The organism is Arundinibacter roseus, from assembly GCF_004348825.1.
Lineage (GTDB): Bacteria > Bacteroidota > Bacteroidia > Cytophagales > Spirosomataceae > Arundinibacter > Arundinibacter roseus.
This window is the reverse complement of record NZ_SMJU01000018.1, coordinates 32,237-56,515: the sequence shown is the minus strand read 5'-3', so window position 1 is coordinate 56,515 and position 24,279 is coordinate 32,237. Positions and strand designations below refer to the sequence as shown.

The 24,279-nt window shown below is 47.1% G+C and carries 17 protein-coding genes; 10 read left to right on the top strand and 7 right to left on the bottom strand.

The window, feature by feature from the left end:
- Positions 1–117 precede the first annotated feature (117 nt).
- Positions 118–2,550, top strand: a complete 2,433-nt coding sequence (locus tag EZE20_RS21475) for a TonB-dependent receptor domain-containing protein (protein WP_228713942.1) — start codon at positions 118–120, stop codon at positions 2,548–2,550.
- 77 nt (positions 2,551–2,627) lie between these two features.
- Here EZE20_RS21475 and EZE20_RS21470 read toward each other — a convergent pair whose 3' ends face one another.
- Positions 2,628–4,001, bottom strand: a complete 1,374-nt coding sequence (locus tag EZE20_RS21470) for a cystathionine beta-synthase (RefSeq protein ID WP_132121624.1) — start codon at positions 3,999–4,001, stop codon at positions 2,628–2,630.
- A gap of 234 nt (positions 4,002–4,235) precedes the next feature.
- Between EZE20_RS21470 and EZE20_RS21465 the strand changes: the two genes are divergently transcribed.
- The 3 genes from EZE20_RS21465 (at position 4,236) to tamL (ending at position 12,400) form a co-directional block, all read left to right on the top strand.
- Positions 4,236–4,967, top strand: coding sequence for a hypothetical protein (locus EZE20_RS21465; RefSeq protein WP_132121622.1), 732 nt, complete (start codon positions 4,236–4,238; stop codon positions 4,965–4,967).
- A gap of 132 nt (positions 4,968–5,099) precedes the next feature.
- On the top strand, positions 5,100–10,043 hold the full coding sequence (locus tag EZE20_RS21460; RefSeq protein ID WP_132121620.1) for a translocation/assembly module TamB domain-containing protein: 4,944 nt from the start codon (positions 5,100–5,102) through the stop codon (positions 10,041–10,043).
- Positions 10,040–12,400 carry a translocation and assembly module lipoprotein TamL gene (tamL, locus tag EZE20_RS21455; protein WP_132121618.1) on the top strand — a complete coding sequence of 787 codons (2,361 nt, stop codon included), beginning with the start codon at positions 10,040–10,042 and terminating at the stop codon, positions 12,398–12,400. The genes EZE20_RS21460 and tamL overlap by 4 nt, the downstream gene beginning before the upstream one ends.
- Before the next feature lie 13 nt (positions 12,401–12,413).
- Here the strand turns inward: tamL and mce are convergent, their stop codons facing one another.
- On the bottom strand, positions 12,414–12,821 hold the full coding sequence (gene mce / locus EZE20_RS21450) for a methylmalonyl-CoA epimerase (protein ID WP_132121616.1): 408 nt from the start codon (positions 12,819–12,821) through the stop codon (positions 12,414–12,416).
- Between the two features lie 34 nt (positions 12,822–12,855).
- Positions 12,856–13,764, bottom strand: a complete 909-nt coding sequence (gene rsgA / locus EZE20_RS21445; protein ID WP_132121737.1) for a ribosome small subunit-dependent GTPase A — start codon at positions 13,762–13,764, stop codon at positions 12,856–12,858.
- 399 nt (positions 13,765–14,163) lie between these two features.
- Between rsgA and EZE20_RS21440 the strand changes: the two genes are divergently transcribed.
- Positions 14,164–15,384, top strand: coding sequence for an ROK family protein (locus tag EZE20_RS21440; RefSeq protein ID WP_132121614.1), 1,221 nt, complete (start codon positions 14,164–14,166; stop codon positions 15,382–15,384).
- A gap of 17 nt (positions 15,385–15,401) precedes the next feature.
- Here EZE20_RS21440 and EZE20_RS21435 read toward each other — a convergent pair whose 3' ends face one another.
- Complete coding sequence (locus EZE20_RS21435; RefSeq protein WP_228713938.1) at positions 15,402–16,673, bottom strand: 3-deoxy-D-manno-octulosonic acid transferase; 1,272 nt, start codon at positions 16,671–16,673, stop codon at positions 15,402–15,404.
- A gap of 287 nt (positions 16,674–16,960) precedes the next feature.
- Between EZE20_RS21435 and ytxJ the strand changes: the two genes are divergently transcribed.
- Positions 16,961–17,311, top strand: coding sequence for a bacillithiol system redox-active protein YtxJ (gene ytxJ / locus EZE20_RS21430; RefSeq protein ID WP_132121610.1), 351 nt, complete (start codon positions 16,961–16,963; stop codon positions 17,309–17,311).
- 72 nt (positions 17,312–17,383) lie between these two features.
- Here ytxJ and EZE20_RS21425 read toward each other — a convergent pair whose 3' ends face one another.
- Entirely contained in the window at positions 17,384–17,803 is a 420-nt protein-coding gene (locus tag EZE20_RS21425; RefSeq protein ID WP_132121608.1) for an OsmC family protein, read from the bottom strand.
- Between the two features lie 128 nt (positions 17,804–17,931).
- Here EZE20_RS21425 and EZE20_RS21420 point away from each other — a divergent pair, with 128 nt between their 5' ends.
- The 4 genes from EZE20_RS21420 (at position 17,932) to metK (ending at position 22,512) form a co-directional block, all read left to right on the top strand.
- Positions 17,932–18,690 carry a hypothetical protein gene (locus EZE20_RS21420; RefSeq protein WP_132121606.1) on the top strand — a complete coding sequence of 253 codons (759 nt, stop codon included), beginning with the start codon at positions 17,932–17,934 and terminating at the stop codon, positions 18,688–18,690.
- Positions 18,691–18,760: 70 nt separating this feature from the next.
- A complete protein-coding gene (gene lipA, locus EZE20_RS21415) occupies positions 18,761–19,639 on the top strand; it encodes a lipoyl synthase (RefSeq protein ID WP_132121604.1) in 879 nt (292 codons plus the stop codon).
- Between the two features lie 154 nt (positions 19,640–19,793).
- Positions 19,794–20,954 (top strand): lycopene cyclase family protein, encoded by a 1,161-nt coding sequence (locus tag EZE20_RS21410; RefSeq protein WP_132121602.1) that lies wholly within the window; start codon positions 19,794–19,796, stop codon positions 20,952–20,954.
- Between the two features lie 277 nt (positions 20,955–21,231).
- Positions 21,232–22,512, top strand: a complete 1,281-nt coding sequence (metK, locus tag EZE20_RS21405) for a methionine adenosyltransferase (RefSeq protein ID WP_132121600.1) — start codon at positions 21,232–21,234, stop codon at positions 22,510–22,512.
- Positions 22,513–22,579: 67 nt separating this feature from the next.
- Here metK and EZE20_RS21400 read toward each other — a convergent pair whose 3' ends face one another.
- Positions 22,580–22,873: a MotA/TolQ/ExbB proton channel family protein gene (locus EZE20_RS21400; RefSeq protein ID WP_132121598.1), complete on the bottom strand. Its 294-nt coding sequence runs from the start codon at positions 22,871–22,873 to the stop codon at positions 22,580–22,582.
- Between the two features lie 79 nt (positions 22,874–22,952).
- Positions 22,953–24,254 (bottom strand): UDP-N-acetylmuramoyl-tripeptide--D-alanyl-D-alanine ligase, encoded by a 1,302-nt coding sequence (locus EZE20_RS21395; protein ID WP_132121596.1) that lies wholly within the window; start codon positions 24,252–24,254, stop codon positions 22,953–22,955.
- Between the last annotated feature and the right edge of the window lie 25 nt (positions 24,255–24,279).

The following is a 24,279-nucleotide window of genomic DNA, read 5'->3' as shown; positions in this document are numbered from 1 at the left end:
ATGTACACATCTAAGAAAATTTCATACCTATTTTTAATTATTTAATGTAACCAAAGCGATGGAAGTCGGTTTGGTTGCAGGGTTATTTTTTTATAAAAACAAAAAAATCAAGAGCTAGTGAGAAATGTGATGATAGTAGCCGGGTGTCTTGCCGGATTGCTGAGTCTTCCGGTGCACGGTGGAACAAATGCAGCAGAAACTCTTTTGGAAACGCATCTGACAGTTCCCAAAGACCGGGGCGAGATACTTGGAAAAATACTGGATGCGGCCGATGAAAACCCGGCAGCATTTGCTACCGTAGCCCTCATGAACCTGGATTCCACGGTTGTCAGTGGCGTGGCGGCTGATGAAAACGGTGTTTTTCTGTTGGCAAATGTAGCACCGGGCAACTACTTGCTTCGCATTACTCTGCTGGGCTATACCACCCTTTTTGTGCCAAACGTCACGATGCCTACCGAAGTAACTACTACCGATTTAGGTATTATACGCCTATCTTCCACTTCGCAGGATCTGAACGAAGTGGTGATTCGGGCCGAGAAAACCATGATTGTTTCTGACATTGACAAAAAGATTGTCAACGTCGGAAAAGACCTGTTGGCCACAAGCAGCAACGTAAGTGAATTGCTGGAAAAAGTGCCGTCGGTTTCATTGGACGAAAACGGAACTCCGATGGTCCGTGGCAAAGGCAGCGTAGTGGTGCTCATCGACGGGAAGCCTTCGACGTTGTATGGCAACGATGTGGCTACCGTGCTGCAATCGTTTCCGGCTGAGTTGATTGAACGGATTGAGGTTATGACTACGCCCTCCGCTAAATATGAAGGCGAAGGCGCTTCGGGTGTGATTGACATTATTACTAAAAAAACCAATATTCGGGGTACTAGCGGGAGCGTACGGGCATCGTTGGGTACGTTCCAAAACAACAACGGCTCCGGTTACATCAGCTACAAAACCGGTAAATGGGCTCTTCGGGCTTCGGGCAGCGCGCAGAGCCGGCAATGGTACTTTCGGCGGGAATTGAATCGGGAAAATTTTCCGGGAGATACTTCCACTTTTTTTACGCAAAATGGAACCGGAAAAGACCGAAACACAAATCTGTTTGGCCGTTTGGGGGTAAATTATGAATTTAATGAAAAAAATACGCTGGGTCTTACGCTGAATTATTCCGAAGACAAAGGCCTGAACCAAAACGGGAATTTCAACGAAACCCGTTCAGAGTCAGGAGCACAGCTCGAACAGTTTGACCGCTACACCAACGGAACTTCCTCCGGCGATAATATCAACATGAATCTGGATTACCGCAAAACGTTCGATAAAGAGCGGCAGGTTTTTACGTTCACGGCTAACTATTCCGAAGGTGACTCCGAAGGCGAATCAGAGTTTGATCAGACGAGCGATTTTCCTGCGCTTGTGCGTCGTCAGCGCAACCTGCGCAACAGCGACCGCAAAAGCCTGTTTCTGGATACGGATTATACCTGGCCCATCACGGTCAACTCTACTTTGGAAGTGGGCGTGCGCACCCGCCTGAACCGCCGGACAAGCACCAATTCTTTTTTTCTGTACGATCTGGAAACAGAAGTTTATGAGTTTGATGAAGACGTAAGCAACGAATTTGGCTACTCGGATGCCATTCATACGGGTTACATGACTTTTTCCCAAAAGTCGGACGCGTGGGGAATTCGCGGAGGTTTGCGCCTGACCGATGCCACGCAAAACATCGACCAAAGTATTCGTCAGCCAGCCTTTTCGGCGCACTTTCTGATGTTGGTTCCTTCGCTCGCTATCACCCGCATGCTCGACGAAGAAACGCAGATTAAGCTTAATTACAGCCGCCGGGTACAACGCCCGCAGGCCGATATGCTCAATCCGTTCACAGATATTTCGGACCCGCGCAACATTCGGGAAGGAAACCCAAATCTGACACCGGAGTTTACCCACAAAGCCGAAGTGGGCTATTCACAGTACAAGCAGGAAGGCGGCTGGGGACCCTCGCTTTTTCTGGATTATTCCAACAACTCTATTACCCGCATTCGCACCATTGACGACGCCGGTATTTCGTATTCAAGGTTTGACAACGTGGGCCGTGAATTGTCCTATGGTTTTGAAACCGACGTTTCTAAGAAAGTAGGTGAAAAATTAAAACTCAACGCGAGCGGACGGGTATTTAGAAGTGAAGTAGTGTCGGTAGCAGCGAATATTAACAATCAGATTTGGAGTTATTCGGGCAATCTCAACGCATTTCTTGAACTTCCCCTCGCGCTTCGAGCCTCTGCCTACCTGACCTACGACGGCCCCCGGGCTATTGCCCAAGGCACGCGGCAGGGTGTGTTTGTGGCCAATATGGGCTTACGTAAAGATTTCTTTGAGCGCAAAGGAACGCTGTCCTTCAATGTGCAGGATTTGCTTCTGTCGCGAATGTATAAAAGCGAAGTAAGCACCGACAGCTTTGTTCAAAACTCGCTTTGGCAACGAACCAACCGCTATTTGGGGGTAACGTTCCACTATCGTTTTGGAAAAATCTCCGGCTCAGGTGGAGAAGGTTCCGACGCTTAGTTTCTCTGTTTATAAAAAGGGATAAGGTTTCAAAAACCTTATCCCTTTAATTTTCCATTTCAGCTTTCAGATTCAGTCTAAGTAGTCATAGCCGCGAGCAAATCTGCCTGCGTGATGATATGTACCTGATTGCCTTCGTCCCGAACGAGCAACGCTTTATTTTCCCGGTCAATAAGCGACGAAAGTGTATCAACCGTGCTATCAAGCGCTACAAATTTGAACGGCTTATCCATCACATCGGCCACGAGTTGCGTACTCACCTCGGGATTTTCTATTAGTCGGTGCAAAATGACCGAATCCGTCAGACTGCCCACTACCTCGCCTTCGGCATCCATCACCGGAATCTGCGAAATACTTTCCCGATTCAAAAGCCGGATGGCTTCCGCTACCCGCGTATCGGGCGTAACAGTCAGCAGGAGCGATAGCCCATTTTTTCGATGCACAATATCTCGGGCCGTTGCGTAGGTTCGTTCCAGAAACCCATGATCTTTCATCCAGGTATCATTATAGATTTTGTTCAGGTAGCGGGTGCCGTGGTCTGGTAAAATGATCACCATCACATCGTCTTCCGTGAGGGTAGTTCTGGCGTATTCCAGCGCTCCATGCACCGCCGAACCGCAGCTCCAACCCACAAAAAGTCCCTCTTCGCGGGCAAGTCGGCGAGCCATAATGGCTGCGTCTTTATCAGTAACTTTTACAAAATGATCTATGACTGAAAAATCGACATTTTCAGGTAAAATATCTTCTCCGATTCCTTCGGTGAGATAAGGGAAAACCTCTTTTTCGTCAAAAATTCCAGTTTCCTTATATTTTTTAAAAACTGAACCGTAGGTGTCAATGCCTACCGTAACGACCTCGGACTTCTGTTCTTTCAGAAATTTTCCGATGCCGCTCATTGTTCCGCCCGTCCCTACGCCTGCGGCAAAATGCGTGATTTTCCCCTTGGTTTGATCCCAGATTTCGGGCCCGGTTGTTTCATAATGTGCCAGTGAATTGGACGGGTTGTCGTACTGATTGGGATAAAAAGAGTTTGGAATATCCCGGTTGAGACGCTTAGCCACCGAATAGTAGCTGCGAGGATCGTCGGGCAGTACGTTGGTTGGGCACACAACTACCTCGGCACCTACGGCTCTCAGAATGTCAATTTTTTCCTGCGATTGCTTATCGGCCATTGTAAAAACACAGGAGTAACCTTTGGCAATAGCCGTCAGGGCAAGGCCCATGCCGGTGTTTCCGCTCGTGCCTTCGATGATCGTGCCGCCGGGTTTAAGGCTGCCGTCTCTTTCGGCGTCTTCTACCATCCGAATCGCCATCCGATCTTTGACCGAATTGCCGGGATTGAAGTATTCAACCTTCACGAGGATTGTGCCTTTTATACCTTTATTGACTAGGTTGAGCCGCACCAACGGAGTATTTCCAATGGTGTCAATGATTGATTTATAGTAGTTCATAGGATTAAATTGATGAAGTTCTTGTGTAAAAATAGCCTTTTTTATCCATAGAAACGGGAGGCGGTTGTCAGTCAAAAATCAAGTTTCAGACGCTGGAACAGTTTTTGTAATACTTAAATAGTTTAAACAATCAGAAAGGAAATTTGCAAAAAACGACTATTCTGTTGAAAATTAGCGTTTCATTAAAAAAGCGTCAAGCCCTTACTTCTTTTATTCATTATACTTTAAAATACCATGAAAAAGCTCCTCATTGTTTGTAGTCTCATTTTAGCCGTAGTAGTTAGCTCCTTTGCTCAAAAACCCATGCCTGTCGATTCGGTGTTTGCCCGCTACTACGAAGCCACCGGCGGAAAAGCACTTTGGGATGGACTCAAAACCTATACGATCAAACGCTCCTATAAATCAGGTTCTGCTGCAGATTATGATGCAGAAATCTATGTCTCTATGCCGGAGAAAGCCATTAGTAAGTCTAAAATTATTTTGAAACGTGACTTTGTTTACGCTGTGAAAGGGAATGAAGGATGGCTAAAAATTCCGCTCGGAAGCTCTGATAAAGTTACCAAATACCAAGTGAAAGATCTGAGTCAGGCCGAGCAGGGCAACCTGCGCATGGAAATGTATGATCTGCTGGCACCATTCATTGATTTCAAAACCCGTGGTCTTGTAGGTACGTTGGTTGGTACGGAGAAAATCGATACTACAAGTGTATATCACGTTGAATTACAGGGGAAAGGTGTAAAATATAATCTTCATTTTGGCGTAGGTTCGGGCTTGCTGATCCGTGAAAAAGCAACGCAGGGTACGGAAGTAATTACGCGGGATTACAGCAAATATGTCAAATCCAAATACGGCATTTTGTACCCTTCATCCATCACTGAAACATCAAGCAAGGATAAATCCAAAGTAACTATTACTTCCGAGCTTGCAGTAAATGAAGCTATTAAGCCCGAAGTTTTTAAGAGATAAAATCTTGATTTTGCCGGTGGGATTTTCTGCCGGCAAAACGAATTACCCGAACAGAGAAATCTCATTTTTAAACCAGCATCATTCAGGAGTAGGTAAAATTATTCCTAAGGTCTTTTTGACAAGCGTCTCTTTATGAGGAAAGCAGTAACCGTATTGGCTATCATCTTTCTGGTGCTCTTTTTGCTGATTGGGGGAGTGTTTTGGGCACTCGAAACTCCGGCCGGGCAAAATTTCCTTACGAAACAGGCGACTGCTTACCTGCGCAAAAAACTTGATACACGCATTGATATTAAGGCCATCCGCCTGAGTATTCCCGATTGGGTGGCTCTGGAAGGCGTTTACATTGAAGATAAAGCCGGCGATACTCTTGTAGCCGGAGATCGGCTGTACGTAAACATTGATATGTTCAGCCTGATCAAAGGCAACATTGGGATTAACGAAATTGAGGCCGAAGGTCTGCGGGCAAACGTGAGCCGAACGCTGCCGGATACGGTGTTTAATTATCAATTCATCGTAGATGCTTTTGCCAGTAAAGAACCCGTGCCGGAAGACACGGCGTTTGCTCCACTCGACATGCGGTTGGATAAAATATCACTCAAACGTGTCCATGTAAGTTATCAGGATGTTGTTTCGGGTACGGATGCCGAAATCCGAATTCCTTCGGGTGAAGTTCTTTTCAGTGCTTTCAATCCTTCCTATTCCCGCTACCATCCCCAACGGACCGTTTTGACGGGCGTTCGTGCAAATCTGAAAATGTATGCGCCGTTGGTTGCGGCCACGCCTTCATCATCCACAGCTACCGCTCAAAATGTCGCAGATACACTCGATGTAAACGTAGGCGATGTAGATATTCGTGATTTTGGATTGACGTTTGTCGATGATGTTTTGGGACTTTCGAGCGCGGTTCAGTTGGGTCGTCTCAATGGAAAGCTGGAACAGGTATTTGTGAATAGTCAGCAAATCACGGTAAATACCGTAAATCTGGAAAAGACTTCGGCTACCGTTGAATTTGCCAAAAGAGCCAAAGTTGTATCTAAAAATGAACCATCAACTTCCGGCGAAGCGTCGCCCGGCGAAGCGTCGCCCGGATGGACGATTCGGGTCGGGAGTTTGAAGTTGACGGATGTAAACGCCGCCTACGACGATCAGAATGAAGCAAAAATTCCGAGAGGAATGGACTATGCTCACCTGGGAATTACTGGTCTTACGGCAGATTTAACCAACTTTATTTTCAGTACAGACAGCATCGCCGGATCGCTGGAACGAGCCGCTTTCCGCGAAAAAAGTGGTTTTGTGTTGCAGCAGGCAAAGGCAGATTTTGCCTATGCCTCCACCCAAACCTATCTGCGCAATTTTTATCTCAAAACTCCTTCTACCGTTTTGCAGGATGAGCTTGTGCTTCGCTACAAAAATCAGGAACAACTTACCGAGCAACTCGGACAGGTAGGCGTGTCGGTACGCCTCAAATCCAGTCAGTTGGCGTTTCGTGATGTACTCTTGCTCGTTCCGGATTTAAAGGACACCCCGCCTTTTAGCAAAAATCCAGAGGGTGTACTCAAAGGTGATGCGCTGATTACGGGGACTGTCAATAATTTACAAATCAAACAGGCAAATTTCAGTACGCTTGATGGCACGATTCTACGTACCACGGGCCGCATTCGCGGACTACCGGACACGGATCGGTTGGCTATGGAAATTGATTTGGGTGAATTTTCTACGACCCGACAGGACCTTATGAAAATTTTGCCGGATAGTTCGCTGCCGTCTTCTATCGAACTTCCTGAGCGCCTTGCCTTGCGTGGAAAACTAAACGGAACACTGGAAGACCTGACGATGGATGCCGTGATCGAAACTTCCCTGGGTAACGCAAGCTTTGATGGTGCTATCAAAAATGCCACGGATTCAGTGCGGGCTATGTACAATGGACAGCTGAGCCTGGAAGAATTTGATTTGGGGAAATTTCTCAAACAGCCTCCCGAAGAGCTGGGGAAACTAAGTCTTCGGGCCGACGTCGACGGGCAGGGCTACGATCCCAAAACGATGCAAACTCGCATCAATGGAACTGTGCAAAGCGCTTCTGTGAAAGGCTATACGTACCAGGACCTTAATCTGACCGGAACGCTGGAAAACGGAAGAGGCGATTTTAAAGCAGGAATTACGGACCCAAATGTCGATTTGGCGCTCAACGCGCAAGTCGATTTAAATCCTGAATTTCCAACCGTAACAGCTTCGGGCACTATTCAGAAACTTGATTTAAAAGCATTAAATCTTTATGCAGAAGAGCTAAGCCTTTCGGGTGCTATTGATGCCAATATGACATCAACGGATCCAGCAAATCCGCTGGGCACCGTATCAATCCGAGATTTGGTAATGACCACCACCGGTGAGCCTGTTCGGATCGATAGTGCAGTAGTGGAGCTGAGCAGCGAAAATTCCATAAAAACCGCCCGTGTCGAATCGCCGTTCCTAAAAGCTACCGTTGCAGGCACCTTTGATTATGAACATTTGGGCGACATCGTTCTCTCAGAACTGAACACTTATTTCACGCTCCCCGACAGCCTGTTTGCTCCGGCGCCCACGCCTTACGAGCTTTCCGTAGATATTCGTTTGGCCAATCATCCGCTCATTCAGCAGTTTGTGCCGGCGCTTATGCGTATGGATACCGTCCGCCTGAACGCCAGAATTGATAGCGACGCTGATAGTAGTTTGCTGGCAACACTGAGCGTACCGTTGCTTGAATACGATAGCATAAGGACTGACAACGCACGGTTAAATCTCGTTGGGCTGGGACAGGAAGCTACCGTTTCCGGGCAGGTTGAAAAGGTAGAATCAGCGGCATTTCGGGTCAGAAATGCTTCTATTGATGGTACTGTGGCCAACAATACGGCGCTGCTCACGCTGCTGGTCAGAGACTCCGTCGATAATCCACAACATACCGTGGGCATGCGCCTGGCGCAGGTCGACAACGCCTATCGTTTTTCGCTGAGAGACCCGCTGGAACTCGACTATCGCATCTGGCAGACTGATTCGGCAGGCTATGTTCAGTATTCGCCTGCGGGCATTCTGATTCAGAATTTTGGTATTAATCGGGAGGGACAAAGTATTTTGGTTCAATCACAAACCGAGCAACCCAACGGCCCGCTGAAAATTAGTGTGGATAGTGTCGGCATTGGGCAGTTCATAGCCCTGGTAACGCGCGATTCTACGCTGGCCGATGGTAAGCTGGACGGCGATATTGAACTAAGAAATTATATGGAAACGCCATCCTTTACCGGCGATTTACACATAAAAAACCTGACAGTTACCAACATCCCGATTGGTGATGTAAACCTTGACGCCACCAACGAAAAAGCTAACCGTATTTCTTTGGATGTAAATCTTATCAGCGACCTGAATGATCTGAAATTGACCGGAGACTATATCACCAATGGAGAAACGTCCCTTGATTTTGATCTTGATATAGCCAAACTCAGTGCCCGTACGATCGAGGCATTCAGCTTCGGTGAATTGCGCAACGCACGCGGAAATCTTACCGGCAAAACTTCGCTGGACGGAACTGCTGAAAGCCCCATTTTAAACGGCGCATTGCGATTTGACAGCGTGGCTTTTGACGTGACGCAGCTCGGTGCCCGCTACCGGCTCAACGATCAGGCGATTACTTTCGACCGGCAGCGAATTTTGTTTAATTCCTTTACTATACAGGATACGCTGAATCAAAAACTGGAAATCAATGGCAACGTTTCTATCGCTACGCTGCCCGATGTGGGCTACGATTTGAGCATGCGTGCCAACGATTTTACGGTGCTCAATGCCAGCCGAAAAGACAACGACTACTTCTACGGCAAAGGTATTATTGATATGGTCCTGAATGTCAAAGGAAAGGGTGCAGAGTCAATTATTGACGGAACCATCAAACTTCGGCCCGGAAGCGATATAACGGTGCTTTTGCCGGATGATGCGCAGGGCGCAGGTTCTACCGAAGGCATCGTGCAGTTTGTAGACATGAGCGATTCCAGCGCTGTGGCAACCGTCGATAGCAGTGACATTGAATCCAGTTTACGAGTCGATTTTGCTTCCGAACTTTCCCTGAACATTGAAGCTGATGACGAATCGCAGCTAACGATTGTGATTGATGAACTCAATGGAGATAATATCAAGGTCAAAGGAAACGCTCAGCTAAACGCAGGTATTGCGCCAAACGGACAGCTCTATCTGCTGGGACTTTACGAGCTCACCGAAGGCTCTTATGACCTGACTTTTGAGGTGTTGAAAAAACAGTTTACGATTCAGAAAGGAAGTCAAATTCTCTGGACAGGAGATCCGCTGGAAGCACAGGTCGATATTACGGCTGTATATGCTGTTAATGCCGATTTGGTAGCCCTTGATGCTACGCAGACTGATTTGGGAAAAATTCCGCTGAATGTACTACTCAAAATCAACGGGAATTTGAGTAGTCCCGTCGTGTCCTTCGACATTGAAGTTTCTGAGCGTTTAGGCGAAGACGATGCCCAACGGGTGGAACGCAGCAACGTATTGACCAACCTGCGCAACAACACGGCTGAACTTAATAAACAGGTATTTGCGCTCCTGGTTCTGAATCGTTTCATCACCGATCAGACAACGGGTAGTTCAACTTCGGGCGTTAGTGCGGAGGCAATTGCGCGGCAAAGCGTAAGTCAGTTGCTGAGCGATCAGCTCAACTTGCTGGCTTCGGACTTAATCAAAGGCGTAAATGTGAACTTTAATCTTAATTCAACAGCCGAAGGCTCGGCCGCCCGAACCGATCTGAACGTAGGCCTGAGCAAAGCCTTTTTAAACGATCGGCTCACGGTATCGGTGGGACGTAATTTTGAACTGGAAAACAGCAATGGCTCCGACGCTTCTTCTACCGAATTGTTTGACAATGTAGCCGTTAACTACGCACTTACCAAGGATGGACGGTACTTGTTCCGGGCCTATCGAAAAAATCAATATCAGGCAGTTTTGCAAGGGTTTATTGTAGAAACAGGCCTAAGTTTTATCGTAACACTCGACTATGACAAGTTTAGGGAGTTGTTTCAAAAAGAAGTAGAATGAGACTAGCCGTAATCTATTGTGTTTTGGCCGGATTGCTTGCCACCGGATGTTCCGTTTCCAAATACGTTCCGGCCGGGGAAAGTCTGTATGTGGGCGGAAATGTGAAGGTAATTCCGGATTCTTCTGCCAAAAAAGATGTGGGTGATCTGGAAGATGAACTGGAAAATTTGCTACGTCCTACGCCCAACTCTACCATTTTTGGTTTTCCTCATAAGGTTTGGCTATACCATGTAATGGGCGAGCCCCGGAAAGAAAAAGGGTTTAGAAACTGGTTTCGGAAGAAATTCGGAGAGCCGCCGGTCTACGCTTCGCAACGGGTGGTATCGGCCAATAGTGAAATTTTGACAGGCTACATGAACAACAACGGGTACTTTCGCTCGACTGCTACGGGGGAGCTGCGCGAAGGTAAAAATCGTACGGCAGAAGCCTACTACGAAGCATTTGTGAAGCCACGCTATTTTTTAAATGAATTGACTTTTGTTACAAAAGATACCATCAATACTTTCAACCGGGATTTTCTGACTACCCAAAAACAAGGAAAAGGGACGCTTCTCAGAAAGGGGGATCCCTACCGGCTGGAAGCAATAGAAGCTGAGCGTCGGCGGGTAGACCGCCTTCTGAAAGAAAAAGGATACTACTATTTTAACCCCGATTACCTGATTGCCAAAATCGACTCGACGATCGGAGAGCGCAAAGTCAATGTATTTCTGGAAGTAAAACCAACAACCTCGCAACTGGCTTTGAAGCAATATTTTATCCGGGATGTATACGTTTACGCCGACTATAATTCTCTATCACCGGATACGATGCCATCGCAGGCACGACTGAGTGAAGGGCTGCGAATTGTGGATCCGGAGCGGCTCTATCGGCCCCGGATTTTTGATGACGCCATCGGTTTTACCCGGGGGAGCATGTACAACAGCTCGATTCACGATGTGTCGTTGTCGAGGTTGATTAATCTCAAAAATTTTAAATTTGTTAAAAACCGCTTTGAACTCGTAACCCGTTCTGACTCGGCGATGCTCGATGTGTTTTATTATCTCACGCCTGTTCAGAAAAAATCGTTGAGAGCCGAATTTAGCGGAGTAACCAAATCCAACAACCTGGCAGGTTCGCAGGTTGATTTGTCGTGGAGCAATCGAAATCTATTTCGTGCCGCAGAATTTCTGCGAATCAGCGCCATTGGCGGGATCGACTTTCAGGTAGGAGGAGGCAATGCAGGAGGAGGTGACAGCCTGGCCGCCAATGACTTTGTGCGGTTCAACGTGCAGGGCGAGCTGTCGTTTCCCCGGTTCATTATCCCGTTTTACAAGCCTAATCCGGCTGAAAGTCAGTCGCTGCCGCAGACCATTTTGACCACCGGCTATGAAACGTTGAATCAGCAGGGGCTATTTACCCAAACCTCCATTCGGGGACAGTGGGGCTACGTGTGGCGCCGAAATGCGGAAGTAGAACACAGCCTGACGCCTTTTGCCCTGAACGTGATTCGACCACGAAATATCAGTGAGTTGTTTATTGAGCGAATTTTTGATAGTAATAATCCAAACGATCTCATACGATACCTTAGAATCCTGGAAAATCGCCTGATCTTTGAAGGACTTTATACAATAACCTATCGACCTACCCCCGGCCTTTTTTCCAAAAATCAGTTTTTTCTAAGTGGCGGTATCGACATTGCCGGGAATATAGCCGGTTTGTTTGACAAAACTCTGGGCGGAGACGACGGCCAATTGTTTGGTATTCCTTTTGAACAATTTGCCCGTTTTGACGGCGAGGCTCGGTACTATCGCGATATTTCGCCAAGTCTGCGATGGGCAAGTCGCTTCGTGGGTGGACTTGGAATTCCCTATGGAAACTCAAAATTACTACCACAATTTAAGCAGTATTTTGCCGGAGGAAGCACCGGCATCCGGGCGTTCAGAGCCCGTACGCTGGGACCGGGCGCTTTCTATGCTGACTCCGTAACGCGGTCTATTTTTGGTAATAATTCGTTTGGAGATATACGGCTGGAACTGAGTTCTGAGCTGCGAATCAAGTTCTCATCGCTCATCAACGGTGCACTGTTTGTCGATGCCGGAAACATCTGGACCTATGGCAACACGGAGGATTATGGACAGCAAGCTGCATTTTCCAAAGACTTTTACAAGCAAATCGCCGTGGGGGGGGGCGTCGGCCTGCGGCTGGATTTTTCTTTTCTGGTCTTTCGCCTTGACCTTGCCACACCCTTTCGGAAGCCATGGTACCCAACCCTGGAAACGCCCAAAAATCCGTGGGTATTCAACGAATTTAATTTGAGAGATAAAAACTGGCGTCGGGAAAACCTGATTCTTAATATTGCCGTGGCGTATCCCTTTTAACGCTCATGGCTCCTTATTCCCGAATCGACTGGCAAAGCTCAATCAGTACGCCGTGCGTATTTTTTGGATGTAAAAAACATACCAATTTCTGGTCCGCCCCGGGTTTGGGTTCCTCGTTGAGCAGGACAAACCCCTCGGCTTTGAGTCGAGCCATTTCCGCCCGAATATCGTCTACCTCAAACGCAAGATGATGGATTCCTTCGCCTTTTTTTTCAAGAAATCGGGCAATCGGACTATCGTCCCGGGTTGCTTCCAGAAGTTCTATTTTGGTTTCATTGATTTTAAAAAAAGATGTTCTAACGCCTTCTGTCGCTACTTCCTCGTGTTTGTAAGGAGTCGAATTCAGTAGGGTAGAAAAAAGCGCATCCGCAACGCTCAGGTCTTTGACGGCAATGCCGATATGTTCTACGTTGGTAAACAAAACGATGAATGGTTTAGGAGATTATACAAAAAAATCAACGGCGATTGTCCTGTCCGCCCACCATGCTCAAATAGCTTTCGTAGCGGCTTATGGCAATGCATCCTTCGTTTATACCTTCCTTGACAGCACAGCCCGGCTCATTGATGTGCAGGCAATCGTGGTAGCGGCACTGATTGAGGAGCTCACGCATTTCGGGAAAATAATGGCTGATTTCTGCCGGGGCAATGTCGGCCAATCCCAGCTCTTTAATGCCCGGTGAGTCCACAAGGTAGGTGTCCGGTTCAAGCTCAAACATTTCGGCAAAAGTGGTCGTGTGAACGCCTTTATTGGCAAAGGACGACACCTCTTTTGTCCGCAGAGCAAGATCGGGTGCAATGGCATTAATCAACGACGATTTGCCTACACCCGAATGCCCCGAAAGCACCGAAACTTTCCCACGCAGAAGCGCCCGGACCTCTTCGATCCCCTTTCCGCTGAGGGCCTCGGTTGCGAGGCAGGTGTAGCCAAGGCTCTCGTATAGTTCCCTGAGTTCAGCCTCAAATTCCAGCATGTCGGCATTGAGCAGATCCTGTTTATTGAAGATCAGAATCACCGGAATACGGAACGATTCTGCCGTGACCAGAAAGCGATCTATAAAGCCCAAAGAGGTACGGGGAAAGTAAAGTGTAGCCACCAAAATCGCCTGATCAATATTCGCCGCCAACATATGCGCATGCGCCGTTTTGTGGACAGACTGCCGGATCAGGTAGTTCTCACGCGGATCTATGTCCAGAATGATGCCCGTGTTTTCAACCGCATCTTCAATATCAAATTGTACTTTATCGCCAACAGCAATTGGGTTGGTAACTTTTAAGCCCTTAATTTTAAACTTACCTTTCAGACGGCATTGCCACATGTGCCCGTCAGCGTCGCGTACGTCGTACCACGAGCCGGTTGAGCGCATCACTAGTCCTTTTTTCAAATTCTCCTGGTTTTGAGTGTTTTTATAACTAACACGAAGATAACAGATGTTTAGGATTGATTTTTGATGATCTTTTTCAATCAAACCTCAAAAACATTTAAACGAAAGATTTTTTTAATAAAAATAAAGGGATAAAAAATCAGAACTTTGTTCTTTACTAAATAGGTAAAAAGCAAAAAAGAGAAATAATGGGTGGAAAATAAGAAAGAAAACCAAAATTTATTACTTGTTTATGTATCTTCATGGTTATTAATATTTTTTAATAATTATTTTTTTACCTTTACAAAAGTGCGCAAAAGTAGATTGTGCAACCTTTTTTGGCCTGGCACTAAAACCTTTTTTTAACCAAAAAATACTTTTCTAAACCCGCTATACACATTTATGACAACTATTTCCGAGGAAGCCAATTCCGTCATTGATATTCGAAGAAATCGCCTGAGAAGTAGTCTGATTCTGGAATTATACAAAGCAGGGCAGACATCAATTAATAAAATGGCCCGCCTGTTTCACGCAAGCATTCCTTCGGCCACGGGCATTGTTAACGATCTTATCAAGGAAGGGTGGATCCACGAAACCGGTACCGGCCCTGCGCGCGCCGGGCGCCCGCCAGTGCTGTACGGGCTCAATGCTCAGAAATATTTTACGCTTATTATGGACATCAACCGTCATGATACGCAGCTAGTCATATTTGATCTTGCCAATCAGCTGATTGTAAGGCGTCAGGTGGATTTGAAACTGGAAGATGCCGAAGGTTTTCTGGATGCACTTTTTTCAAAAACGGACGCATTTTTAAAATTTCATGGCATCAAACCTGAAAAACTTTGGGGCATTGGTGTGTCAATGCCGGGTCTGATCAATGCACAAATAGGAATCAACCAAACCTACCCCAATCTTACGCGTGCGGACCAATCGCTGACAGCTCGGTTGAGCGAATATTTTCAGCTGCCGGTAGCGCTTATCAACGATACCCGCGCCACCACAATTGGTGAGCATCGCTTTGGTTTGGCCAAAGAAAAAAAACACGTACTGACCGTAAATATCGACTGGGGCGTTGGTTTGGGTATTTTGGTCAATGGAGAAGTATTTACCGGAGCGTCGGGTTTTGCCGGCGAGCTTGGGCACATTCAGGTGCAATCAGACGGTCTGCTGTGCCACTGCGGAAAGATTGGCTGTCTTGACACGGTTACTTCCGGATTTGCCCTAATCCGGCAGGCCGAAGAAGGAATTCGGTTGGGTCGCATTACGATTTTGCCACAACTTTTGCAGGAAGGTGAGCGGCTCGAAACCCATCATATCATCCGGGCAGCGCATAATGGCGATGAATTTTGCATTGATCTTTTGAGCAGGCTGGGCATGGAACTCGGCAAGGGAATCGCAACTGCGGTACATCTTTTTAATCCCGAAATAGTAATTGTAACCGGAGTTTTAGCCGAAGCCGGTCCATTCATTTCCAATCCGGTCGAGCAGGCAATTCATAAATACTGCCTGTCAGATTTCAAAAATTCACTGACCGTCCGAATTTCACAGCTGGGAAGTAAAGCTCGTTTGTTGGGAATTCAGGCTCACCTGATTGAACATTTGGTGTCAAAAGAATTCAGCTAGATCAACTTTTCGTACTTCTAGGATTTCAATAATTTCTCAACCTGCTTCATCACGGCTGCGGTAGCGCCCCTGTGTGCCTGCACGTAGGCCTGATTGATTTTGCCGCGCTTTGTACGTAGTTCCAAATCGGTTAAAAGCTCCGTAAGTGCGGCCCGGCAAGCTTCCGAATCAGGCAGCGCAAGGGCGCCTCCCTGCGAACAAAGATCGACGGCTTCCTGAAATTTCAGGTAATTTCTATTGCCAAACAGCACCGGCAGGCCGTACGTGGCTGCTTCAAGAATATTATGTAAACCCGCCCCAAAAGCCCCACCAATGTAGGCGACGTGCCCATAGCGATACAGCGACGATAACATCCCGATGTTGTCAATCAATAAGTTGGAGTACGAAGAAAGCGATGCAACATCAAATTGCGGGGACGTATATACAGAGTAGCGCAGCGTTTTGCCGGGCAGGGTTTGCTCCCAACGCTGCAAATCTGCCTCATGAATTTCGTGAGGCGCTACGATGGTTTTTATTGGAAAAGATAATCCTGAAAGCGCCGAAACAAGCACTGCACGGTCAGCTTCCCAGGCTGAGCCGACAATAAGACAAGGCAAACTGCCAACAAAAGCAGCGATTTCAGGGAGTTTGCGGGCAGCTTCCGCAAGTTGACCGACACGGTCAAAGCGTGTATCTCCGGCTATGGTAACATCTTGAATTCCAGCATCTTTTAGCAATTCTTCCGATTCTTTATTTTGTACAAATAAGTGGTTGAAGTAAAGCAGGATATTTCTGTAAAATTGACCATAGGGCTTAAAAAACAGTTGGCCCGGCCTGAAAATCGCTGAAAAAGAAAGAATTACAGCGTGGTTTTGGCGTAGTTCGCGCAAATAGAAATGCCAGAATTCATATTTAATAAAAAAAGCAATTTGTGGCTGCAACAGCTGAACCAACTGTCGGGCATGCGTGGGAGAGTCGATGGGTAAGTAGGTTACGTAGTCAGCGCCCGCATAGTTTTTCCGAACTTCATAACCCGACGGAGAAAAAAACGTCAGGAAAATAAAATACTCCGGATACTGCAACCGAAAGGCCTCAATGACCGGGCGTCCCTGCTCAAACTCGCCCAACGAAGCGGCATGAAACCACGCCACGGGCCGATGCTTTATACGGCCCGGAAGTTCGGCCTGAAGCTGCGCAAGCAAGCCCCGGCGGCCCTGCACCCACAAGCGGGCTTTGGGATGAAACAAGGCTGCAAACCGCATCAGCAGTGCGTAGCCTTCAATAGACAGTCGATATAGTAAAATAGCCAAGAAGCAGATCGTAAAAGTTGCACAAAAGTAAGGATCATAAATCATTCTTTGTTGCCCGGAAGAAATACCTCACCGACCTGTCTGTTTTTGTGTACATTTTTTTAGCTACCCAAAAGACAGTTTGCTTAGGCAGGTCAAAGCTATCTTTATGTATTTTTTGATAAATTTTTGGGATTCAGAATTCTGCCTCGTCGAGACCTGGGAAACTTTTTAGGAATGGCTTTCGGTTTTGGAATCAGGGAGAAAATAATCACTCCGTTTAGAAAAGAACTTTAAGGAAAATACCTATGAATTGGACATCACTCGTGGAGGAGTCTCAACTGGAAAATATTCGGGAAGAATCTCAGCAACACCCGGTCTTGATATTTAAACACAGCACACGGTGCTCCATCAGTTCAGCCTCGTTGGCGCGATTGGAAAGAAACTGGAAAGAATCAGACGTAGCCGGAACCGTACCCTACTACCTGGATTTGATTGCCAACCGCACAGTATCTGCCAAAGTAGCCGCAACCTTCGATATTCCTCACCAATCGCCGCAAATTCTGTTGATTTCCAGGGGTGAATGCATTTATGATGCCTCTCACTTTGACATTAATTTTGCAGAAATTCAGCAACAGTTGAGTGGCATCGAAGCCTGAATTTTAGCTTTGATAAAAAAGGCCGGACCTCTCACTTTTTTGGGAAGTCCAGCCTTTTTTTGGTTTTAAAAACTAGGCAACTTCCCACGAAAACACCACGGCCTGCTCAATATCCGGGTGAAGGCTCAGGGCTACGGGACAGGTATATGCCGCTCGTTCTAATTTTTGTTTATCGGATTCAGCAATGGGCTGAGCCGTGCGCATCGTCATCAGAAGCTCAATTCGGTGAATGCGGCGCGGAGCCTCGGAAGTCATTATCTTCGTAATTTCCATCGAAGAACCTATCAGGTCAATGGCGTCGCGCCGGGCCACAATGCCCATAATGGTCATCATACAACTCCCCAAAGCGCCTGCTACGAGATCCGTGGGAGAAAATGCCTCGCCCTTTCCCTGATTGTCGGTGGGGGCGTCGGTCAGTAGTTGGGTAGCGGACTGCACGTGCATGGCACGGGTGCGCAAGTCGCCCAGGTATTCGGTGGTAATCGTTGGCATAAGATTATCTAATGTAGGAAAAGAACATAAATTTATAAAAAACCGTTAATGTGATACGTTAGAGAGGTAGGAATTAAACAAATTTCTCTATTTTCACTTACTTTTAGATCAGAGAAATCCAGAGGGTTATGAAACATAAAGACATTTTACTGGTGGGGAGTTTGCTGCTTTTACTGGCCAACACAGCCTGGTCACAACGGCGAACGGAGCCGGACGCAGATATAGAAAAGTACAACTCCCTGGCTTCGCTTGGAGTAACAACTAACACTAATTCGGGGATTTTGGGCGGAATTGTTGCCCGGCATTCACAATCCATTTCGGGTACCTTTTTGGGCAAGCAGCAGTTTAGATACCTGGCCGTTGAGCTCGTAAATGTAAAGCATCCCAAAGAGCTCTCCTCACAAAATTTTGTGACCGGCTCGCGATTTACCTATGGAAAACAGAATTACCTGTTTGTGCTACGTCCCGAATATGGCCGCGAGATCATGTTTTTCAACCGCCACGCAGACGAAGGGATTTCTATTAGTGGAATAGTGGCAGCAGGGCCGTCTATTGGACTCGAAAAGCCGTATATGATTCAGTTTCAGTCGCGTCCGGGCGTAATCGTCAACGAGCCGTATGATCCGGCCAAGCATGGCCAAACGGAACTGATTGTGGGATCGGGAAGCTTTTTTTCGGGTTTTGATAAAATGAAAATTGTGCCGGGCCTACATCTGAAAACCGCCCTCAGTTTTGAATTGAGCGCTTTTCGGGAAAACATGACGGGCCTGGAAATTGGCTTTATTGCCGAGGCTTTTTCACGGCAAATCATCATTATGCCTTTTGCCGATAACCGTAGTTTTTTTACTTCGGGCTATGTGACGCTTTACTTTGGAAATAAAAAATAGTGGATGCAGCACCCGGTTTCTGCACTAGGTTTCCGGGCATTTTCTTTTTGAATTATTACTAAAAATTTACATGATCGAATTACCTGTAATACCCTCTGAGCGTAAAAAACGTCCTGATTGGCTTCGCGTAAAACTACCGTCCGGGCCTGATTTTCTTCGGGTGCGTCAGCTGGTGGATACCTATAAATTACACACGATTTGCGAAAGCGGCAGTTGTCCCAATATGGGCGAATGCTGGGGAGCTGGCACGGCTACTTTTATGATTTTGGGGAATGTCTGTACCCGAAGTTGCAGTTTTTGTGCCGTAGCTACGGGCCGCCCCAACGAATACGACACCGACGAGCCGCAACGCGTAGCCGAGGCGATTCGGCTTATGGGCGTCAAACACGCCGTGATAACGTCTGTCAATCGGGACGAACTGAAAGATCGGGGTGCCGAAATATGGTACCAAACCGTGCGGTTGGTAAAAGAACAAAGCCCGCAAACGACCATCGAAACGCTGATTCCGGATGTGAAAAACAACTGGGATGCTCTGCATCGAATGATCGAGGGCGGACAGGAAGTTGTGTCGCACAATGTCGAAACCGTGGAACGCCTGTACCGTGGGGTGCGTCCGCAGGCAAAATATAGCCGTAGCCTGGAACAGATCCGCCGAACCAAAGAGGCTCGCTGCCGGACAAAATCCGGCATTATGCTTGGTTTGGGAGAAACAAAGGAAGAAGTATTTCAGGCAATGGACGACCTCGTTGCGCACGGTTTGGATATTCTGACGCTGGGCCAATACCTGCAACCAACCAAAATGCACCACGAAGTAATCGAGTGGATTACGCCCGAGTTGTTTGAACTTTACCGCGAAGAAGGACTGAAACGTGGACTAAAATACGTAGAATCCGGCCCGTTGGTGCGGTCGAGCTATCATGCGGAGCGACACGTGAATGTGCCGATCTGATCGGGCTGCCGGCTGCGCTGGCACGATTTATTTTATCCTTGGGTAAACCAGATCAGGAATATTCTGTTTAGGATCATAGGCCCCTGTCATTTTTCTGGCGGGGGCTATTTACTTGATACACTTCCCTTTGCCCGGCAAAGGATTCTACAGGCCTATGAAACGTTACGATTATATCCTTGCAGGCGGCGGACTCGCCGGATTGAGCCTTGCCTATTACATGAATCAATCGGTGCTGCGCAACAAGTCCATTTTAATTATTGATAAAGAAGAAAAAAAGAAAAACGACCGTACGTGGTGTTTTTGGGAGAAAGATTTGCCCAGTGCCTTTGATCCAATTGTGTATCGTAGCTGGGAGAAGGTCATGTTTTTTGGCAGCGATAATTTTGAAAAAAAACTGGATCTTGGCGATTATATGTACAAATGGATTCGGGGAATTGATTTCTACGATTTCGTCCGCACTGATCTAGCATCCAATCCCAATATTACCTTCCTGTACACGTCTATTGAGCGCATCACCGATACGGCTGACGGCGGTTTTGTGATTACCGAAGAAGGGCAGTTTATTGCAGATTATGTATTTGACAGCATTACTCCGCTCGCCATTGACAAGGACAATCGCCACAACATGCTTCAGCATTTTAAGGGCTGGGAGATTTCTACACCACACGCCACTTTTGATCCGCTGTGCCCCACTATGATGGATTATCGGGTACCGCAGGAAGGGCCGGGTGTTCGCTTTTGTTATGTTTTGCCCGTTGACGAGCACCGCGCAATGGTAGAATACACCGTTTTTTCAGACAAACTCTTAGAGCCGCAAGACTATGTGCGAGAGCTGCACAGCTACATCCGCGATGTTTTGCAGATCACAGAGTTTACCATCGAAGCTGAGGAATTCGGGATTATTCCTATGACCGACGAGCACCCCAAAACCTCCAAACGCAACCGCGTGATTCGTATTGGAACGTCGGGAGGATTTGTGAAGGCCTCTACGGGCTACGCTTTTGTGCGTACTCAACGGTTTACACAGCAACTGGTAAGTCAGCTACTGACGGTGGGAAAGCCGTTGCGCCGGAAAAGAACGCTCTTTCAATGGTTCAAAAATCTACTGGACAGCACCCTCCTGAACGTGCTGCTGAAACAACGCTATTCGGGCAAAGCGGTTTTTACACGTTTGTATAAACACAATCCTACACCCCGTTTGCTGGCTTTTCTGGACGAGCAAACGAGCTTTTGGGAAGATCTCAAAATCATGTCAACGGTTCCGATTGCTCCGTTTACCAAAGGTATGTTTGATTCCCTCGTCAGGCGATTTTAGAAATTACTGTTCCGGTGGCGAAAACTTATTTGGTTAATTTCCCGAAAAAATTCAATTTTGTGCCAGCATCCAGAAGCTTCGGCAGAAGCGCCAACCGGGTTAGAACACCACGGTGGTAAAATGAACGATGTGGGTTTGAAAGAATTAAGTCCTGCACGGAGCATTTCCGCTAGTCCAGTGCGGATTTTTAACAACCAAAAAAGTTCGATCTTCCTGCCTCTTCATTGGATAGAAATACTGTATCAATCCAACTTATTTATTTTCAAAAAATCTTTTTATGCCCTATCTATTTACTTCGGAGTCTGTGTCGGAAGGACACCCCGATAAAGTAGCCGACCAGATTTCGGATGCCCTCATTGATAACTTCATGGCGTGGGATCCGAGCAGTAAAGTAGCCTGCGAAACACTTGTAACCACTGGGCAGGTAGTTTTGGCCGGAGAAGTAAAAACCAATACCTACCTTGATGTGCAGAAGATTGCGCGGGAGGTGATTCGCAAAATTGGATATACCAAAAGTGAATACATGTTTGAGGCCAATTCCTGCGGCATTCTCTCGGCCATTCATGACCAAAGTGCTGACATTAATCAGGGAGTTGACCGGGCAGCCTTAAGCGAAGATTTTGAGTCCAAGGCCAATGCACAGGGAGCCGGAGATCAGGGCATGATGTTTGGCTATGCCACTCGTGAAACCGAAAACTACATGCCGTTGGCGCTCGATTTGGCCCATAAAATCCTGAAAGAGCTTTCGCATATTCGCAATCATGAATCAGGGTTGATTCCGTACCTCCGGCCCGATGCCAAGTCGCAGGTAACGATTGAATACAGCGATGATAATGTACCGCAGCGGATTGACACAATTGTGGTTTCGACGCAGCATGATGACTTTGCCAGCGAAGCAGAAATGCTCGAAAAAATTAAGTCTGATATTATTTCATTTGTTATTCCCCGTGTAAAAGCGACGCTTAGCGAGGAGTTGCAGGCGCTGTTTACCGAAGATATTACGTACTACATCAACCCCACGGGCAAGTTCGTTATTGGCGGGCCCCACGGCGATACCGGTCTGACGGGCCGTAAAATTATTGTGGATACCTACGGTGGCAAAGGTGCCCACGGTGGCGGTGCCTTCTCGGGCAAAGATCCTTCCAAGGTTGACCGCTCGGCGGCCTACGCTACCCGGCACATTGCCAAGAATATGGTTGCTTCCGGTCTGTGTGATGAGGTGTTGGTACAGGTATCCTATGCTATTGGCGTGGCTAAGCCCTGTGGGCTTTTTATTGATACCAAAGGTACAGCCAAGGTAGATTTGACGGACGGACAAATTGCCCGTGAAATTGAAAAGATTTTTGACATGCGTCCTTACGCAATCGAAGAGCGGTTGAAACTTCGCAATCCTATCTACTCAGAGACAGCTGCTTACGGGCACATGGGTCGGGTAAATGAAGTGGTAACGAAAACCTTTAAAGGCGCTGACGGAACCGAAAAAGTATTGGAAGTAGAACTATTTACCTGGGAAAAACTAGATTACGTAGACGCAATCAAAACTGCATTTTCAATCTGATTTTAGGTAGAACCAGGTTTTAATTTATAAGCAATCGGCCCGGTGTTTCCACCGGGCCGATTGCTTGTTAGTCCCGTACATACACCTTCACACCGCCGATTCGACCGGCTAAGAAGTTGTAAATAACCGCCACAAGCGCACCGGCGATCAGCCCCAGAACCCCGTACATAATCGGGAAAAGGATGGCCATAAAAATGCCTCCACCGACGAACATTCCAGATTGCTCCGAATTAATAAGAGACCCAAACAGAGATCCAAAGGCAGCCACAAATAAGCCAATAACCAGACCAATCGTGGCCAGTATAGCACCGTACATCATGGCAACGGAGCCTACATCCAAACGGGTAATTTCTTTTTTCATGCGTACAAAGAGGTTAAGGATAAAAAAATGGGGAGCAGATCGAACGATCTACTCCCCAAAATACTACATTATGAGCATATTATAAAAACTGAACGACACTTTCGAGCCCTATGCCACGAGAGCCTTTAATCAGAATGTCTGTCTCTGCCTGTGGGTTATCCATAATCCAGTTGTGCAGAGAGAATTTATCCGGGAAATAGTACGCCTTTGGTAAATGCATTAACGCGTGCCTGATATGGTTTCCTGAAAGAATCACGATGTCAAAATTCCCCGAAGCGATCAGCTGACCCAGCGCCAGATGCTCCGCCTCGGTTTCGGTGCCCAATTCAAGCATGTCGCCTAAAATAACCATTTTTCGGACAGCCTGCCGTTTTATGAAATTTTCAAGAGCCGCTTTCATCGAACTCGGATTGGCATTATATGCGTCAAGCAAAATTGTGTTGCTGCCTTTTTTGAATAATTGCGAGCGATTGTTGTCGGGTTCATACTGCGAAATGGCACAATGTGCGTCCGTTTCGTCTACCCCAAAATACCGGCCAATGGCAAGTGCAGCGCAGATATTATCAAAATTATACTGTCCTGGCAGGTGCGTGACGATGGTTTCTTCATGATTTTTTTCGTACACTACAAAAGGATTTTCTTCCACCAAAACAGGCTCTGATTTTGCATTTTCGGAGCGATAAAATACAATTTCACCAAAGGAATGCCGCCGGGCTACCATTTCCATCAGCGTATCGTTTGAGGCATTTACAAACACCACTTTTTTCTTTTTGGCCAAAAAGTCATACAGCTCTCCTTTGCCCTTTTTGACGCCATCAATTCCTCCAAAACCTTCCAGATGCGCTTTCCCAATATTGGTGATCAGGCCGTGCGAAGGCTGTGCTATGCTGCTGAGAAGAGCAATTTCCTGCTGATGATTGGCACCCATTTCTACCACTACCACGTCATAGTCAGCCGGATTAACAGCCAAAAGCGTGAGTGGAACGCCGATGTGATTGTTCAGATTTCCCCGTGTAGCGTAGGTCCGAAACTTACGGGCAAGCACCGCCGCAATGAGTTCTTTGGTTGTCGTTTTTCCGTTGGAGCCCGTCAGGCCTATCACCGGGATTGTCCAGCTGCGGCGGTGGTGCCGGGCAAGGTCCTGTAATGTAGTGAGGACATTTTCAACCAGCAAAAACTGATCTCCCTGTACTACCAAAGGATCATCCACAACGGCGTAGGCGGCGCCCAGTTGCAGCGCCTGCGCGGCAAAGGCATTGCCATCAAAATGATCTCCTTTAAGGGCAAAGTACAGGCAGCCCGGTTCTATTTTTCGGGTGTCAGTACTGACCAAAAAGTTTTTAGAATAAAGTGTATACAGCTCTTCAAGTGTAATTTCCATGATTTTTTAATTTTCTTATGACAAC